The 16,476-nt window shown below is 72.4% G+C and carries 13 protein-coding genes and 1 pseudogene; 9 read left to right on the plus strand and 5 right to left on the minus strand.

Annotation, left to right across the window (positions count from 1 at the left end):
- Positions 1-113: 113 nt before the first annotated feature.
- Complete coding sequence (locus tag EES42_RS14345) at positions 114-722, plus strand: TetR/AcrR family transcriptional regulator (protein WP_124718620.1); 609 nt, start codon at positions 114-116, stop codon at positions 720-722.
- A gap of 15 nt (positions 723-737) precedes the next feature.
- Here the strand turns inward: EES42_RS14345 and EES42_RS14350 are convergent, their stop codons facing one another.
- Positions 738-1,490, minus strand: a complete 753-nt coding sequence (locus EES42_RS14350) for an ABC transporter permease (RefSeq protein WP_241196455.1) — start codon at positions 1,488-1,490, stop codon at positions 738-740.
- A 71-nt stretch (positions 1,491-1,561) separates the two neighbouring features.
- Positions 1,562-2,539, minus strand: coding sequence for an ATP-binding cassette domain-containing protein (locus tag EES42_RS14355; protein ID WP_124718622.1), 978 nt, complete (start codon positions 2,537-2,539; stop codon positions 1,562-1,564).
- Positions 2,540-2,602: 63 nt separating this feature from the next.
- On the opposite strand from EES42_RS14355, the gene EES42_RS14360 reads away from it, so the two are divergent.
- Positions 2,603-3,310: a TetR/AcrR family transcriptional regulator gene (locus EES42_RS14360; RefSeq protein WP_124718623.1), complete on the plus strand. Its 708-nt coding sequence runs from the start codon at positions 2,603-2,605 to the stop codon at positions 3,308-3,310.
- An 11-nt stretch (positions 3,311-3,321) separates the two neighbouring features.
- On the opposite strand, the gene EES42_RS14365 is transcribed toward EES42_RS14360, so the two are convergent.
- The 3 genes from EES42_RS14365 to hmgA form a co-directional block, all read right to left on the minus strand.
- On the minus strand, positions 3,322-4,551 hold the full coding sequence (locus EES42_RS14365; protein ID WP_124719364.1) for a type ISP restriction/modification enzyme: 1,230 nt from the start codon (positions 4,549-4,551) through the stop codon (positions 3,322-3,324).
- A 78-nt stretch (positions 4,552-4,629) separates the two neighbouring features.
- Positions 4,630-5,406, minus strand: a complete 777-nt coding sequence (locus EES42_RS14370; protein WP_124718624.1) for a GntR family transcriptional regulator — start codon at positions 5,404-5,406, stop codon at positions 4,630-4,632.
- A 53-nt stretch (positions 5,407-5,459) separates the two neighbouring features.
- On the minus strand, positions 5,460-6,788 hold the full coding sequence (gene hmgA / locus EES42_RS14375) for a homogentisate 1,2-dioxygenase (RefSeq protein WP_124718625.1): 1,329 nt from the start codon (positions 6,786-6,788) through the stop codon (positions 5,460-5,462).
- 155 nt (positions 6,789-6,943) lie between these two features.
- On the opposite strand from hmgA, the gene EES42_RS14380 reads away from it, so the two are divergent.
- The 7 genes and pseudogenes from EES42_RS14380 to EES42_RS14410 form a co-directional block, all read left to right on the plus strand.
- Positions 6,944-9,043, plus strand: a complete 2,100-nt coding sequence (locus tag EES42_RS14380) for a right-handed parallel beta-helix repeat-containing protein (RefSeq protein ID WP_124718626.1) — start codon at positions 6,944-6,946, stop codon at positions 9,041-9,043.
- A gap of 53 nt (positions 9,044-9,096) precedes the next feature.
- Positions 9,097-9,900, plus strand: coding sequence for a cupredoxin domain-containing protein (locus EES42_RS14385; protein ID WP_206433505.1), 804 nt, complete (start codon positions 9,097-9,099; stop codon positions 9,898-9,900).
- Positions 9,897-11,180: a hypothetical protein gene (locus EES42_RS14390; RefSeq protein ID WP_124718627.1), complete on the plus strand. Its 1,284-nt coding sequence runs from the start codon at positions 9,897-9,899 to the stop codon at positions 11,178-11,180. The genes EES42_RS14385 and EES42_RS14390 overlap by 4 nt, the downstream gene beginning before the upstream one ends.
- 121 nt (positions 11,181-11,301) lie before the next feature.
- Positions 11,302-11,922, plus strand: a complete 621-nt coding sequence (locus EES42_RS14395) for a TetR/AcrR family transcriptional regulator (RefSeq protein WP_124718628.1) — start codon at positions 11,302-11,304, stop codon at positions 11,920-11,922.
- 171 nt (positions 11,923-12,093) lie between these two features.
- Positions 12,094-13,545: a CitMHS family transporter gene (locus tag EES42_RS14400; protein ID WP_124718629.1), complete on the plus strand. Its 1,452-nt coding sequence runs from the start codon at positions 12,094-12,096 to the stop codon at positions 13,543-13,545.
- Positions 13,542-14,842 (plus strand): annotated as a pseudogene (locus EES42_RS14405) (MFS transporter). The gene EES42_RS14400 and the pseudogene EES42_RS14405 overlap by 4 nt, the downstream one beginning before the upstream one ends.
- Positions 14,843-14,919: 77 nt before the next feature.
- Positions 14,920-16,476: ABC transporter ATP-binding protein (locus tag EES42_RS14410; RefSeq protein WP_164495239.1), on the plus strand; the 1,557-nt coding region annotated here is incomplete at its 3' end.

Consider the following 16,476-nt stretch of genomic DNA (forward strand, 5'->3'; position numbering starts at 1 on the left):
CCCGTCATCCCCAGGGCCCACAGCAGCGCTTCGGTGTGTTCGCGGGGCATCGGAGGGTGACGGCCCGGGCTTTCGGAAATACTTCGGTGTCAAAGCACTTCTAGACTGTATGTATGTCCGGAAAGCGAGCCGCGCGACTGAGCCCCGACGAACGACGGGCCCAGCTGGTCGCCATCGGCCTGGACATGCTCACCGACCGCTCGCTGGACGAACTCTCCACGGACGACGTGGCGCGGCGGGCCGGGATCTCACGCGGGCTGCTCTTCCACTATTTCGACTCCAAGCGCGACTTCTACCGCGCCGTGGTGCAGCAGGAGTGCGACGACTTCGTCGCAGCCACGGAACCGGACCCCTCGCTGAGGCCCGTTCCCTGGCTGCGATCGTTCATCGCCGGTTTCGTGCGGTACGTGCTGGAGCACCGCAGGGTCTATCTCGCCCTGGTCCGCGGTGCAGCGGGCAGTCACCCCGCGGTGGAGGACATCGTCGACGCGACCAGGGCCACCCTCGCCCGGCGGGTGGCGGAGGGGCAGCGCCGGCTCGGGATGCCGGACTCGCCGCGGCTGGCCGTCGCCGCCCGCGCCTGGACGGCGTTCGCGGAGGAGGCGGTGACCAGCTGGCCGCGCGGTGGACCTGACGTACCGGGCGAGCTGGGGGCCTTCCTGGAGTCGAGCTTCATCAGCCTGCTCGGCGCCCTGGACCGGCCCTGCGCGCTGCCCCGGTGAACGGACCGGCGACGCTCACTCGCCGCCGCGCGCGTAACGGCGTACGGACAGCGGGACGAACACCGCGAGGAGCACCACCGACCAGGCGAGCGTCCCGGCCACCGGGTGGGTGACCGGCCAGGCGGCGTCGGCGGCCGGGGACGCGTTGCCGAACAGGTCGCGGACGGCCGCGGCCACGGCGCTGATCGGGTTCCACTCCGCGACCGTGCGCAGCCAGTGCGGCAGATTGCCGGTCGGGATGTACGCGCTCGACAGCAGCGGCAGCACGAAGGTGGTGCTGCCCAGCTGTCCCGCCGCCTCCTCGTTGCGGATCAGCAGGCCCAGCCAGCAGCCCACCCAGGACGTGGCGAAGCGGAACAGCAGCAACAGCCCGAAGGCGCCCAGGGCGGCGAGCGGGCCGCCCTCGATCCGCCAGCCGACCGCGAGCCCGACCAGCACCAGCGGGACCATGCCGACGGCCGTGGTCAGCAGATCGGCGGCGGTCTGGCCGAACGGCACGGCGGGCCGGCTCATCGGCAGCGCGCGGAAGCGGTCCATCACCCCGCGATGGCAGTCCTGCGCGGACTGGAACATCCCGGTCATGATGCCGCCCGCCGCCGTCGCGGCCAGCAGGCCCGGCACCAGGAACGCCCGGTACTCCTGACCGGGCACGGCCAGCGCGCTGCCGAAGACGTACCCGAAGAACAGCAGCATGGTGATCGGCATGGTCTGGGTCAGGATCACCACGCCCGGGGCCGCCTTGATCCGCTGCAGATGGCGGCCCAGCATGGCCAGGCCGTCGGCGACGGGGGTGCCGGCCGCGGACGTGGCGGGCCGCTCGTGGACCAGTGTCGTGCTGCTCATGCTGCCGTCTCCTTCACGGGCGGGGAGGTGCGACCGTCGCCGCGGTCGGTCAGACGGAGGAAGACCTCGTCGAGCGTGGGCGGGCGCAGGCTCGCGTCGACCAGCGGCACGCCCGCGGTGTCGAGTTCGCGGACGATGCGCGGGAGGGTGAGCGTGGCGTCGGTCGCGACGACACCCACGGTGCGGCGTTCGTGGTCGAGCACCGGTTCGGCGCCGGTGAGCTGGTCGAGCACGCCGGCCGCCGGGACCAGCGCCGACTCGTGGGCGACCACCACCTCGGCGTAGTTGCCGATGCGGGACTTCAGCTCGGCGGGGGTGCCGCGGTGTGCGGCCCGGCCCCGGTCGATCAGCACGATGTCGTCGGCCAGCTGATCGGCCTCCTCCAGGTACTGCGTGGTGAGCAGCACGGTGGTGCCCCGGCCGGCCAGCTCCCGTACCGCCGCCCAGATCTGGTTGCGGCTGTGCGGGTCGAGGCCGGTGGTCGGCTCGTCCAGGAAGAGCACCCGCGGGCGGGTCAGCAGGCTGGCGGCGAGGTCGAGGCGGCGGCGCATGCCGCCCGAGTAGGTGCGGGCCGGGCGGTCGGCCGCCTCGGCCAGCTCGAAGCGCTCCAGGAGTTCGTCGGCGCGGGTGCGCGCCGCGTCGCCGCGGAACCGTTGCAGCCTGGCGAAGAGCCGCAGGTTCTGCCGGCCGGACAGCTCGCCGTCGACCGAGGCGTCCTGCCCGGTGACCCCGATGGCGGCGCGCACCGCGCCGGCCTCGCGCACCACGTCGTGGCCGGCCACCCGGGCGCTGCCGCCGTCCGGCGCGGTCAACGTGGTGAGCACCCGGACGGCGGTGGTCTTGCCCGCGCCGTTCGGCCCCAGCACTCCGCAGACGGCGCCCTCGGCGACCGCGAGATCGAGCCCCCGCAGCGCGTGGACATCGCCGTATCGCTTCTCCAGACCTTCACTAAGTACAGCGTACGTAGTCGTCATGTGGCTACCGTACCGCACTACGTACGGTGTACGTAACTACGATGGTGGGCGAGGTGATGACCGATGGTGGGGCGACCCGCTGTACCCGAAGTGATCTGGGCACGCCCCGAGCGTGCGGGCCGGGGCCCCAGGCCCGCGTTCAGCCGGGCGGACATCGCGGCGGCCGCCGTCCGTATCGCCGATGCGGAGGGCTTCGACGCGGTGTCGATGCGCAAGGTCGCGGCGGAGCTCGGCTGCGGCACGATGTCGCTCTACAACTACGTGCCGCGCAAGGAGGACCTGTACGAGCTGATGCTCGACGCGGTCAGCGGCGACTACGAGTTCCCGGAGCCGTCCGGCGACTGGCGCGCCGACCTCGTCGCGCTCGCCCACCAGGCCCGCGCGATGATGCACCGCCACACCTGGGTGCCCCGGCTGATGTCACCCGTGTACGGCTTCAGTCCGAACGCCCTGCGATACCTGGAGTACACGCTCAGCTGCCTGGACGGGGTGGATGCGCGGTTCGGCGAGAAGATGGAGCTGATCGCCATGGTCAACGGCGTGGTCACCACCTATGTGGCCAACGAGATCGCCACGGCTGAGCGCAGCCGGTCGCTGCCCTGGTCCGAGGAGCAGGAGCACGCGGCCCGCACCGGCTATCTGATCAGCCAGATCGCGACCGGGAAGTATCCCCGGATGGCGGCGGGGTTCGCCGAGGACCCCGGGCCGATCGATCTGGACGGGGTCTTCGACCGGGCGCTCCACCGGGTGCTGGACTCCTTCGACCGGTAGCCCTGCCCGGCTCACAGCAGTGCGAACTGCCCGTCCGGGCCCTCCTCCTGATGACCGAGCACCGAGGCGGGCCGCCGGGCGGCGGCCGCGACGGGCAGCACGCCCGCCGCCCGGAGCTCGGCGGCCGTGATCCCCGGCCCGTCGGCCAGGCCCTCCTGGCGGGGGCGGAGTCCGTCGAGCAGGGCGAGCAGGGTGATCAGCTCCAGCAGCTGGGAGGTCCACTCCTGGGGCCAGGCGTGCGGCCGGACCGCCTCCAGGCCGTCCACGTCACGCGCACCGGCTGCCGACCGCCGCCCGAACCAGAGCTCCAGCATCCGGACCCCGCCCACCCGGAACTCCCAGGCCCCGGGCGGTACGGGCGAGACGCGGCCCGTCCCCACCGTGAGCGTCTCGCTGTCCGCGTCGTACGCCAGCCCGGCCGGTACGGGCGGAACCGTGGCCCGCACATAGGGCCGCCGCCCGCCCGGCAGCCGCGGGCGCTCCGCCCCGCGGGCCCCTCGCAGATGCAGCCGCAGCAGCTCCTGCCCCAGCTCCACCCCGGCCGTCCAGCGCGCGGTGTCGGCGGGCAGCGGCACCACACATCCGGCGGGGGAGTGACGGGCCGCCGCGAGCACCCAGGCCAGCACGGCATGGGCGGTCACCGAGTCCCCGTGGCGGGCGCGCAGCACGTTCAGCAGCCCCGGGGCCAGATTGGGCTCGTGACCCTCGGGACGCCGGAACAGCGGCCGGATCCGGCCGGGCCGGCCCGCGGGGGAGTGGCCGTCCGGCAGCAGCGCCGTCACGGACAGGGCGGGGCCGGTGTCCTGGGGCACGTACCCGTGCTCCACGGCGAAGAGCTGGTGCCCGTCGGCGACCCGCCACAGCTCGGGGCGGGCGGCGTCGATCAGCCGGTGGTCGGGGAGCAGCCACTGCTCGTCGAACGGGCCGTGCGCGATCCGTACCGGCTCCGGGCACGGCCCCTCCTCGCGGGCGAACCGGCCGGTGCCGGTGGCCTGTCCGGGCAGCGCCGCCACCGGGGTACGCGGGGTACGGGAGCGGGTCGCCCGGAACAGCCGCTCGCGTTCGTCGGCCGGAGCCCGCACCAGCCGGTCCCAGCGCGTCCGGAGGGAGGCGGCGTCGGGGGCGATCACCCAGGGGCGGCCGGTGCGCAGCGGCCGTACGGACCAGGGCATCAGGTCGTCGAGGAGCGGGGCGTCCATGTCCCGGGCATCACCGGAGCCGCCCGCCGCCCGTGCCGCCACCGTGTCGTCCTCCCCGTCGCCACGTCCGCCCGCCTTCCCGGGCATCGTAGCCGCGCCCCTGCGGCACGGGGCAGTGCGTCAGTGCGCCTCCACGGTGACCGAGAAGGAGAACCGGTCGCCCCGGTAGCGGATCCGCGCCACGTCGACCACCCGGCCGCTCTCGTCGTACGTCACGCCCGTGTAGAACAGGATCGGGCTCAGCAGCGGGACCTGGAGGAGTTCGGCGGTGGCCGGGTCGGCGAGGCGCGCCTCGACCGTGTCGGTGATGCGCGAGATCCGGACGCCGACCCGGTCGCGCAGCACCTTGGTCATCGGCCAGCGTTCGAGATCGGCGACGTCCAGACGGGCCGCGATGTCGGGACGCACCACGTTCTCCGCCCAGTTGGTGGGCTCGTCGCTGTCGCCGTCGCGGCGCAGCCGGCGGTAGCTGACCAGCTCCGCGCAGTCGGGGAAGTACTCGGTGAGCTCGCCCGGCACGGCGACCGGGCCGTGGCCGAGCACCGCGGTCCGCTCGCCCGACTGCTGGGCCACGATCGCGTCGATCGAACCCAGCAGCCGGACCGGCGACACCCGGCGGGCGCGCGGCTCGATGAACGTGCCGCGCCGCCGGTGCCTGCTGATCAGCCCTTCGGCCTCCAGCTCCTTGAGCGCCTGGCGCATCGTCAGGACACTGACGCCGTAGTGCGCGGCGAGCTGCTCCTCGGTCGGCAGCCGTGCCGAGGCGTCCCTGGCGCGGCCCAGTATCGAGGCGCGCAACGACTGCGAGACCTGGTACCACAGCGGCAGCTTGCGGTTCAGGACCAGTGAGTCGGGGGCGAAGGCCGGCCCCGGGGGGTTCTTGGGCGTCTGAGGCACCTGGGGGCCTTTCGTTCGGACCGGGCCGGGTCGGGGACGGTCGTGCCGGTCGCCTACGGCCGGAAGTTGCGGCTCAGACCCTGCCACACGTCGTCGTAGCCGTGCTGGAGATGGCCGGCGCCGGCCGCCTGCTCCGTCGCCGTCACCGGCCAGCGGGTCTCGAACATGAAGGCGAGGCCGTCGTCGATCTTCTGCGGCTTCAGCTCCGCCTCGCTGGCCCGGTCGAAGGTCTCCCGGTCCGGGCCGTGCGCCGACATCATGTTGTGGAGCGAGCCGCCGCCCGGGACGAAGCCGCCCTTGCCGGCCGTCTTCGCGTCGTACGCGCCCTCGATCAGGCCCATGTACTCGCTCATCACATTGCGGTGGAAGTACGGCGGCCGGAAGGTGTCCTCGCCGACCAGCCAGCGCGGCGCGAAGACGACGAAGTCGACCCCGGCCAGACCGGGGGTGTCGGACGGCGACGTCAGCACCGTGAAGATCGACGGGTCGGGGTGGTCGTAGCTGATCGAGCCGATGACATTGAAGCGGTGCAGGTCGTAGACGTACGGGGTGTGGTTGCCGTGCCAGGCGACCACGTCGAGCGGGGAATGGTCGTACGTCGCCGACCAGAGGTTCCCGCAGAACTTGTTGATCACCTCCACCGGGCGGTCGTCGTCCTCGTACGCGGCGACGGGGGCGAGGAAGTCCCGGGCGTTCGCCAGGCCGTTGGCGCCGATCGGGCCGAGGTCGGGGAGGGTGAACGGCTGGCCGTAGTTCTCGCAGACGTAGCCGCGGGCGGTCGCGTCCAGCAGCTCCACGCGGAAGCGGACGCCGCGCGGGATCAGGGCGACATGGCCCGGTTCGGCGCGCAGCAGGCCCAGTTCGGTACGGAGCAGCAGGCCGCCGCGCTCCGGGACGATCAGCAGCTCGCCGTCCGAGTCGCTGAACACCCGGTCCGTCATGGACGAGTCGGCGTGGTAGAGATGCACGGCCATGCCGGTGCGCTGCGTCGCGTCGCCGTTGCCGCCGAGGGTCCACAGGCCGGCCAGGAAATCCGTCCCGGCCGCGGGCTCGGGAAGCGGATCCCAGCGCAGCCGGTTGGGGTCGGGTACGGAATCGGCGAACGGGGCGGTCCGGATCGCCCCGTTGCCGATGCGGACGAACGGCGGATGCGCGGCCGACGGACGGATCCGGTAGAGCCAGGAACGGCGGTTGTGGGCGCGCGGTTCGGTGAACGCGGAGCCGCTCAGCTGCTCCGCGTAGAGCCCCAGCGGTGCCCGCTGGGGGGAGTTGCGGCCGTGCGGCAGTGCGCCCGCCACCGCCTCCGAGCTGTGCTGATTGCCGAAACCGGCGGAATGCTCCAGCGCTTCCGCCGTCTTCCTCGCCTGCTCGATGCCGCCCATGTGCGCTCCCGGTGCCGATGGAATCCTATGGGTAACCGTAGGAATCGAATCGAGGCGAGTCAACGGCATCTGTGACGCACCCGGGTGCCCGGCGGTTCAAATGCGTGGTGCGCAGGGGGGTTCCAAAAGTTGAACAATGCTCTACTCTCCCGCACATGTCGTGGACACGAAGACTTCTGGTGATCCTGGCGGCGCTGGCCGCCGCCCTCCTCGCGGCGCCTGCCGCCCAGGCGCACGAGGAACGTCCGGTCACCCTGCCCGACGGGACCGGCAGTGTCCCCGTGTACCGCACGGGCGAGCCCGATCTGCTGGTCTGCAAGAGCGACCGGGCGGACTTCGAGCGCCGTGTGTCCGGCTTCCCGGAGGCGCTGCGGACCCGGAACCTGAAGCTCTTCGAACGGTGCCGGAAGTCCGGCTACCGGCACCTGCAGCAGGCCGTCGACGCGGTGGACCGGCCCGGCATGAACATCGCCGTCCTGCCCGGCCTGTACGAGGAGGAGCCCTCGCTGCCGAAGCCGACGGGGGAGTGCACCCGGCTGAAGGCGCCCAACTCCCAGCTCGGCTACCAGATCCTGTCGTACGCCCAGCAGGCGCGGTGCCCGCACAACCAGAACCTGGTGGCGATCCTCGGCAAGAAGAACCTCCAGATCGAGGGCACCGGCGCCGAGCGCACGGACGTGGTCATCGACGCCAAGTACCAGAAGCTCAACGCGATCCGCGCGGACGGCTCCGACGGGATCTACTTCCGCAACTTCACCGCCCAGCGCACCACCTTCAACTCCCTGTACGTCCTGGCCCAGGACGGCTTCGTCATCGACTCCGTCCTCACCCGCTGGAACGACGAGTACGGCTTCCTGACCTTCGCCAGTGACCACGGGCTCTACAAGAACTGCGAGTCGTACGGAAACGGCGACTCGGGCATCTACCCCGGCAGCGCGTCGAACATCAACGACGACTACGGCTACGACGTGCCGCGCTACTCCATCGAGATCACCGGCTGCCGCAGCCACCACAACATGGTCGGCTACTCCGGCACCGCGGGCGACTCCGTCTACGTCCACGACAACGAGTTCGACCACAACATGGGCGGCGCCTCGATGGACAGCGCCTTCCCCGGCCACCCCGGACTGCCGCAGAACCACGCCCGCTTCGAACGCAACCTGATCCACGACAACAACGCCGACTACTACCCCTACGTCGCCGACGGCACCTGCGCCAAGCCGCCTGTGGACCGCGGCTACGAGGACGGCGTCGTCTGCCCGCAGATCTCCATGCCGCCCGGCTCCGGCATCATCACCGCGGGCGGCAACTGGAACCTGTACGAGAACAACTGGATCTACGGTCAGCAGCGTGCCGCCTTCGTCCTGACCGCCGTTCCCGCCTTCATCCGCGGCGAGGAAGCGCTGTCCAAGCAGACCGACACCTCGCACCACAACCGGTACGCCGGCAACCACCTCGGCAAGGACAAGGCGGGCAACTCCCGGCCCAACCGTACCGATGTGTGGTGGGACGGCCAGGGCGAGGGCAACTGCTGGCAGTCGGACGCCGGTCCGTCCTCCCCGCGCGCCCTGCCCGCCTGCGGTGCCGGGCGCGGCTCGGTGACCGGGAGCACCGACCGGCTCGTCGGCGAACCGGTCAAACTCGCTCAACTGCTGGTCTGCGCCGACTACAACGTGCAGGCGCGCCGGCTGCCGGCCGGCTGCGACTGGTACGGGGCGCGGGGCATCCAGCGCATCGAGGTGCAGGTGGCGCTGACGGTCGCGGTGGTGCTCACGCTGGTCGGCGGGGTGCTGTGGTGGCGCAGGCTGCGCGGCAGCCGGCTCGCCACGGTGGTCACCGGGCTCGGCGTGATCGGCCTCGGGCTCGATGTGGCCGGATCGACGATGGGGCTGGCCGCCTCCTACGTGCCCGCGCTGGCGCTGCTGCTGACCGGGGTGTGGTGGACCGGGATCGGTCTGGTGCTCCGGAGGGAGCGGCCCTGGCTTGGCTGGACCACGGTGGTGCTGGGCGGGCTCACGCTGCTGGACGCCATGGACAAGGCCGTGTTCATGATCCCGTGGATCCCGCTCAGCCCGGCCTGGGTACGTGGACTGCTCGGCGTGGTCTGGGTGGTGTGGGCCGTGATCGCCGCCGCCCGGCACGGCGAGCCCGACGCCTCGGACGCGCCCGATGCCCCGGACTCCTCGCAGGCTTCCGCTTCCGCCCCCGCCGCCGCCTCTGCCCCTGCACCCGCCCCGGAAGGAGACGCGTCGTGAAGCGTTCCCACAGGCCCCTGCCCGCCCGACCGCGCCGGACCGCCCGGCCCGCCGTGGCCGCGGTCACCGCGCTCACCGCGGCCGCCCTCGTGTTCGGTGCGAGCGCCTGCGGCGGGCGGGCCACCACCCACCACAAGCCCGGCACCAGCCATGAGCAGGCCGGCGGCAGCGTCGGCCGGCTGCTCACCGCCGACGACGGCTCCGGCAACCGGCTGCGCCAGGTCGACGCCGAGGGTGCCCCCTCGGTGACGGTCGCCGTGCGGCCGGACTCGGAGGACGGCTGGAACGTCCACCTCACCGTACGGAACTTCCGGTTCACCCCGGACAGCGTGGGCGGCGCCGCGCTCCTCGGGCGAGGCCACGCCCGGCTGTTCCTCGACGGCCACCCCCTCGCCCGGGTGTACGGCTCCTGGTACCACCTCCCCGCCTCCCTCGTCCGCGGCGCGGGAAAGGGCGGCACCGAACTCACCGCACGGCTCTACGCCGACGACCACACCGCCTGGGCCGTGAACTCCGCCCCCGTCCAGGCCACCACCTCCCTCTCCGCGGCCACAGCCGACCCCGAGAAGACCGGAGCCGCAACACCCCGGCCCGACAGCACACTTGTCGAGATCGTCGTCTCCCACGGCAAGGTCAGCCCCGACCCGGGCCGCACCGAGATCAAGAAGGGCCGGACCGTCGAACTCCGGGTGCGCAGCGACCGCGCCGACCACCTCCATGTCCACGGCTACGACAAGGAGGCCGCCCTGCCCGCGGGCAGAACCGTCACCCTGACCTTCACCGCCGACCGCAGCGGGCTCTTCGAGGTCGAGACCCACGAGTCCGACCTGCTCCTGACCCAACTCGTCGTGCGGTGAGCGTCCTCGCCCACGGCATCGGCGCCCAGCACGACCTTCCGCTGTCCCCCTTCTACGCCTTCGCCGGTGCCTTCGCCGCGCTCTTCGTCTCCTTCCTCGCGCTCGGCCTGCTCTGGTCCGCCTCCCGGTTCCGCGGCGACCGGGCGGGCCGGCCCGTCCCGTCCGCCCTCCAGCGCCTCGCCGACGCCCGGCCCACCCGTATCGCCCTGCGGGCGCTCGGCCTCGCCGCCGCCCTGTACGTCACACTCCAGCTCCTCCTCGGCCCCGACGACCCGGACCGCAACCCGGCCGCCGGCGCCGTATACGTACTGCTGTGGGTCGGGCTGGTCCCGGCCTCGCTCCTGCTCGGTCCCGTCTGGCGGCCGGTCAACCCGCTGCGCACCGTCCACCTCCTCGTCTGCCGTGCCCTGGGACGCGACCCCGCTGCGGGCCGCCCCCTTCCCGCGGGGCTCGGTCTGTGGCCCGCCGCTGCCGGGCTCCTCGCCTTCACCTGGCTCGAACTCGTCGCCCCCGATCCCGCATCGGCCGACGCCCTCCTGGTCTTCCTCGGCGGCTACGCCGGCGTCCACCTCGCGGGCGCCGCCCGGTACGGCGCCGGATGGTTCGACCGGGGGGACGCCTTCGAGGTCTACTCGGGGCTGCTCGCCCGGCTCTCCCCGCTCGGCCGCCGCCCCGCCGACCGCCGCCTCGTGTTCCGCTCACCGTTCAACGGACTCGACGCCACCCCGCAGGCCCCCGGACTCGTCGCCACCGTCTGCGTCATGCTCGGCTCCACCGCCTACGACGGCTTCTCCGACGCCCCGTCCTGGATCACCACCGTCCAGACCTCGTCCCTGGGCCGCACCACCACCGCCACCCTGGGGCTCCTGGGCGCCGTCGCCCTCGTCGCCGCCCTGTACGCCCTGTGCGCCGGTGCCGTCCGGCTGATCTCCGGCCAACTGCCCCACCCCCTCACCGCCTTCGCCCACTCGCTCGTACCGATCGCCCTCGGCTATCTGATCGCCCACTACTTCACACTCTTCGTCACCGAAGGACCGCGTACGGTCATGGTGGCGCTCGGCGCCGACGATCCGGCCCCGCCCGATCCGCCCCTGGGCCCCGGCGGTGTCGCCACGCTCCAGGTCGCCGCGATCGTCCTCGGCCACGTACTCGGCGTCATCGCCGCCCACGACCGCTCCGTACGCCTCTTCCCGTCCGGCCGCGCCGTCGCGGGACAACTCCCGCTGCTGGTCCTGATGATCACGTACACCATCGGAGGTCTGTCGCTGCTCATCGCATGAGAACCGCGCCGGGAAACCGGGCGGCCACCCACCCGCCGGGCATCCGGAGGACCGGCGGCCACCCGCCCGCCGGGCACGCGGAACCCACCGGCCATCCGCCGCAGAGGAGACCCACGGCATCATGGAGCCCGTGCCCCATGCGAACACGAACCTCCGCCGCGCCCCCGTACAGCAGCGCAGCGCCGAGCGCCTCGCCCGGATACTCGACGCCTGCGCCGAACTCCTCGACGAGACCGGATACGAGCAGCTGTCCACCCGCGCCGTGGCCCTCCGCGCCGGGGTGCCCATCGGCTCCGTGTACCGGTTCTTCTCCAACAAGCGGGCGCTGACCGACGCGCTGGCCCAGCGCAATCTGGACAGCTACGCCGAACGCATCACCGGCCGCCTGGCCGTCATCCCGGCCACGGACTGGCGCAGCGCCATCGATGCCGTGCTGGACGAATACCTGGCGATGAAGCGCTCCGTGGCCGGATTCGCCCTGGTCGACTTCGGCGCGGTGGCCCCCGAGGAGGACCCCGCGAATGCCGCCAACCAGCGGGTCGCCGGCCGGCTCGCCGAACTGCTCGCCGCACATCTGGGCGGCGCCCCCGACGAGGATCTGTCGCGCACCGTCCTGGTCTGCGTCGAGGCCGCCGACGCCCTCCTCCAACTCGCCTTCCGCACCGACCCGTCGGGCGACCGGGCCATCGTCGCCGAGACCCGCATCATGCTGCGGGCCTATCTGGCACGCGTACTGGAGTGACGGCGGGGGCGCCGGCCACCCGTTGCGCGCCATCCGCGATCCCCGCGTTGACCTGGGGTTTTGCTCGTATTGCTCGCATGTCAACGTCTTGTTAACGCTTCGAGTCGCGCCCTAACGTCATCCGCACCGCCGAGTCCGGTGGGAGTTCAAGGGTGAGCGATAGGTGTCCACATGCTGACAATCCTCGGCTTCGCCATGATTGCGACCTTCCTGGTCCTGATCATGCTGAAGAAGATGTCGCCGATCGCGGCGTTGGTCCTGATTCCCGCGCTGTTCTGCGTCGCGGTCGGACAGGGCGCGAAGCTCGGTGACTACGTCATCGACGGCGTCGGCGATCTGGCCCCGACCGCCGCGATGCTGATGTTCGCTATCGTCTACTTCGGCGTGATGATCGACGTCGGTCTCTTCGACCCGATCGTGCGGGGCATCCTGCGCTTCTGCAAGGCCGACCCGATGCGGATCGTCGTCGGTACGGCGGTGCTCGCCGCCATCGTCTCCCTCGACGGCGACGGCTCCACCACCTTCATGATCACCGTCTCGGCGATGTATCCGCTGTACAAGCGCCTCAAGATGAGCCTGGTCGTGATGACCGGCGTCGCCGCCACGGCGAACGGCGTCATGAACACCCTTCCCTGGGGCGGCCCCACCGCCCGCGCCGCCACCGCGCTCAAGCTGGACGCGGGCGACATCTTCGTACCGATGATCCCGGCGCTCGGCATCGGCCTGGTCGCCGTCCTCCTCCTCGCCGTCGTGCTGGGCCGGCGCGAGCGCAAGCGGCTCGGCATGCTCACCCTCGACGAGGCGCTGGCCACCGGCACGGCCGCGGAGCCGGAGACCGTGCTCGTCGGGGCGGGCGGCGGCAGCGACCGCATCCGCAAGAACTCCGGCGGAGCCGGTGCGGGCACGGGCACGGGTGCGGGCGGGGACGCGGCGGAGCACCCGGCCGCGGACGAGGACACGGACGCCGACGAGGACGAGGGCTTCAAGGGCCTGGACCCGGACCGGGCCACCCTGCGCCCCAAGCTCTACTGGTTCAACGCCGGCCTCACCATCGCCCTGCTCACCGCGATGATCATGGAACTGATGCCGATCCCGGTGCTCTTCCTGCTCGGCGCGGCCCTCGCCCTCACCGTCAACTTCCCCCACATGCCCGACCAGCGGGCCCGGATCGCCGCCCACGCCGACAACGTCCTCAACGTCTCCGGCATGGTCTTCGCGGCCGCCGTCTTCACCGGCGTCCTCTCCGGCACGGGCATGGTCGAGCACATGGCCGACTGGCTCGTCGGCGCGATCCCCGACGGCATGGGCCCGCACATGGCGATCGTCACCGGCATCCTCAGCATCCCGCTGACGTACTTCATGTCGAACGACGGCTTCTACTTCGGTGTCGTCCCGGTGCTCGCCGAGGCGGGCGCCGCCCACGGTGTCTCCCCGCTGGAGATCGCCCGCGCCTCCCTGGTCGGCCAGCCCCTGCACATGTCGTCCCCGCTGGTCCCGGCCGTCTACGTACTCGTCGGCATGGCGAAGGTCGAATTCGGTGACCACACCAGGTTCACCGTCAAGTGGGCGGCGCTCACCTCGCTGGTGGTGCTCTGCGCCGGACTCCTGTTCGGCATCATCTGACCGTGCGCACCGCCCAGGAACCCGGCAGGAGCTGGCTGCTGCGCCTCGTCATCGCCTTCGCCTTCGCGCAGGGGGCGGTGTCGATGGCGCGGCCCGCCGTCTCCTACCGGGCTCTTTCGCTCGGGGAATGGGGTCTCCCCTGCTCGAACGCAGTTGAGAGCTTGGGGAAGAGCGCGCCATCGGTGTGATCACCGGGGTGTACGCGCTCCTCCCGCTCTTCGCCGCAGTCCCGCTCGGGCGCCGGACCGACCACGGCCGGTGCGCGCCCCTGCTGCCCTTCGGCGTCGTACTCATCGCGGGCGGCTGCGCCCTGAGCGGCCGGGCCGGATCGCTGACCGCGATGGCGGCCTGGAGCGGGGTGATGGGCCTGGGCCACCTCTGCTTCGTCATCGGCGCCCAGTCGATCGTCGCCCGCCAGTCCGGACCGGCCGAACAGGACCGCAACTTCGGGCACTTCACCATCGGCGCCTCCCTCGGCCAGCTCATCGGCCCGATCGCCGCCGGGTGTCTGATCTCCGAGCGGGACGGCGCCATGGCCCGTACCAGCGCACTCGCCCTGCTCGTCGCGGCGGCCGTCGCCGCCGTCTCCCTCGGCTCGCTCCGGCGCATCGAGCACCGGTCCCCGCCCGCCGCCCACCGGGCGGAGCCGGCCACGAAGGTCCCCGTCGGCCGCATCCTGCGGGCCCGCGGGGTGCCGGCCGGGATCTTCATCAGTCTCGCCGTGCTCTCCGCGACCGACATCATCACCGCGTACCTGCCCGTCGTCGGCGAACACCGGGGCATCGCCCCCGCCACCGTCGGACTGCTGCTCAGCCTGCGCGCCGCCGCCACCATCGCCTGCCGGCTGGTGATGACCCCGATGCTCCGGGTCCTCGGCCGCACCGCGCTGCTCTCCACCACCTGCCTGCTGGCCGGAGTGCTGTGCGCGGGCATCGCCCTGCCCGTCCCCGTGGCGGTGCTGGCCGTGATGCTCGCCGTGCTCGGCTTCTGCCTCGGCGTCGGGCAGCCGCTCTCGATGACCACCGTGGTCCGGGCCGCCCCGCCGGAGGCCCGCTCCACCGCGCTCGCCCTCCGCCTCACCGGGAACCGCCTGGGGCAGGTCGCGGCCCCCGCCTCCGCCGGACTGATCGCCGGGGTGGCGGGCACCGCGGCCCCCTTCGTCATGCTCGGCGCCCTCCTCCTCGCCGCGGCGGGGCTCGGTGTACGGGGCGGGCGGCGGGACCGGCAGGCCGGTGCCGCCCCCGCCGTACCGGCACCACGGCCACGTCGGCGCCCCGCCGACCGGCACCGCACCTGACACCCGCCGGGGCCGGTTCACCGCCGCCGGCACCCGGCCGTTGACCTCAAGTCCACTGGAGGTCGTACGTTCCTCCCATGAGCATGGAAACCACCGCGTGGACACAGCTCCACAACGTCATGAACGCGCAAGCGGACCGACGCCCCTTCGACCGGACCACCCTGCGGCGCATCGCCGCGTTCGCCCGCCCGCACCGGCGCCGGGTCGCCCTGTTCCTGGTCCTCAGCGTGGCGACGGCGCTGCTCGCGGTCGCCACCCCGGTACTCGCCGGCCGCGTCGTCAACGCCATCGTCACCGGCAAGGAGTCGGGCACCGTCACCCGGCTGTCCCTCCTGATCGCCGTGATCGCCGTCGCGGAGGCCGCACTCGGCCTGTTCAGCCGCTGGCTCTCGGCCAATCTCGGCGAGGGCCTGATCCTGGATCTGCGCACCGCCGTCTTCGACCATGTGCAGCGCATGCCGGTCGCGTTCTTCACCCGGACCCGCACCGGCGCGCTCGTCAGCCGCCTCAACAACGACGTCATCGGCGCCCAGCGCGCCTTCAGCAACACCCTGTCCGGCGTGGTCAGCAACGTCGTGACGCTGCTGCTCACGCTCGGCGTGATGCTCTCCATCTCCTGGCAGATCACCGTGCTCGCCCTGGTGCTGCTGCCGGTGTTCGTGCTGCCGGCCCGCCGGATGGGCTCCCGGATGGCGCGGCTCCAGCGGGAGGCCGCGGCCCACAACGCCGCGATGGGCACCCGGATGACCGAGCGCTTCTCCGCCCCCGGCGCCACCCTGATCAAGCTCTTCGGCCGCCCCGCCGACGAGTCCGCCGAATTCGCCGTCCGGGCCGGCCGGGTGCGCGACATCGGCGTACGCACGGCGATGGCCCAGTCCGCGTTCATCACCGCCCTCACCCTGGTGTCCGCGCTGGCGCTCGCCCTGGTCTACGGGCTCGGCGGCTTCTACGCACTGCGCGGGCAGCTCGACGCGGGCGCGGTGGTGGCCCTGGCCCTCCTGCTGACCCGGCTGTACGCACCGCTCACCGCACTCGCCGGGGCGCGCGTCGAGGTGATGAGCGCGCTCGTCAGCTTCGAGCGGGTCTTCGAGGTGCTCGACCTCAAGCCCCTCATCGACCAGAAGCCGGACGCACGGGCGGTCCCGGACGGCCCGGTGTCCGTCGAGTTCGACCGGGTGCGGTTCGGCTACCCCTCCGCCGACAAGGTCTCGCTCGCCTCCCTGGAGGACGTCGCGAGCCTCGACACCCGGGGCGGCGACGAGGTGCTGCGAGGCATCTCCTTCCGCGCCGAACCCGGCCAGACCGTCGCCCTCGTCGGCTCCTCCGGCGCCGGCAAGTCGACCATCGCCCAACTGCTGCCCCGGCTGTACGACACCGACGAGGGTTCGGTGCGCATCGGCGGCGTCGACGTACGCGACCTGACCTCCGACACCCTGCGCGACACCCTCGGCATGGTCACCCAGGACGGCCACCTCTTCCACGAGTCGGTACGCGCCAACCTGCTGCTCGCCCGCCCCGGCGCCGCCGAGGAGGACCTCTGGGACGCGCTGCGCCGCTCCCGCCTGGACGGACTCGTCGCCTCGCTGCCCGACGGGCTCGACACCGTCGTCGGCGAACGCGGCTACCGGCTCTCC

The organism is Streptomyces sp. ADI95-17 (assembly GCF_003846175.1).
GTDB lineage: Bacteria > Actinomycetota > Actinomycetes > Streptomycetales > Streptomycetaceae > Streptomyces > Streptomyces sanglieri.

What these genes read in the sequence shown, in the direction of transcription:
- EES42_RS14345 (WP_124718620.1), top strand. Translation starts at nt 114, where the DNA reads ATGTCCGGAAAGCGAGCCGCGCGACTGAGCCCCGACGAACGACGGGCC.
- EES42_RS14350 (WP_241196455.1), bottom strand. Translation starts at nt 1,490, where the DNA reads ATGCTGGGCCGCCATCTGCAGCGGATCAAGGCGGCCCCGGGCGTGGTG.
- EES42_RS14355 (WP_124718622.1), bottom strand. Translation starts at nt 2,539, where the DNA reads ATGACGACTACGTACGCTGTACTTAGTGAAGGTCTGGAGAAGCGATAC.
- EES42_RS14360 (WP_124718623.1), top strand. Translation starts at nt 2,603, where the DNA reads ATGGTGGGGCGACCCGCTGTACCCGAAGTGATCTGGGCACGCCCCGAG.
- hmgA (WP_124718625.1), bottom strand. Translation starts at nt 6,788, where the DNA reads ATGGGCGGCATCGAGCAGGCGAGGAAGACGGCGGAAGCGCTGGAGCAT.
- EES42_RS14380 (WP_124718626.1), top strand. Translation starts at nt 6,944, where the DNA reads ATGTCGTGGACACGAAGACTTCTGGTGATCCTGGCGGCGCTGGCCGCC.
- EES42_RS14395 (WP_124718628.1), top strand. Translation starts at nt 11,302, where the DNA reads ATGGAGCCCGTGCCCCATGCGAACACGAACCTCCGCCGCGCCCCCGTA.
- EES42_RS14400 (WP_124718629.1), top strand. Translation starts at nt 12,094, where the DNA reads ATGCTGACAATCCTCGGCTTCGCCATGATTGCGACCTTCCTGGTCCTG.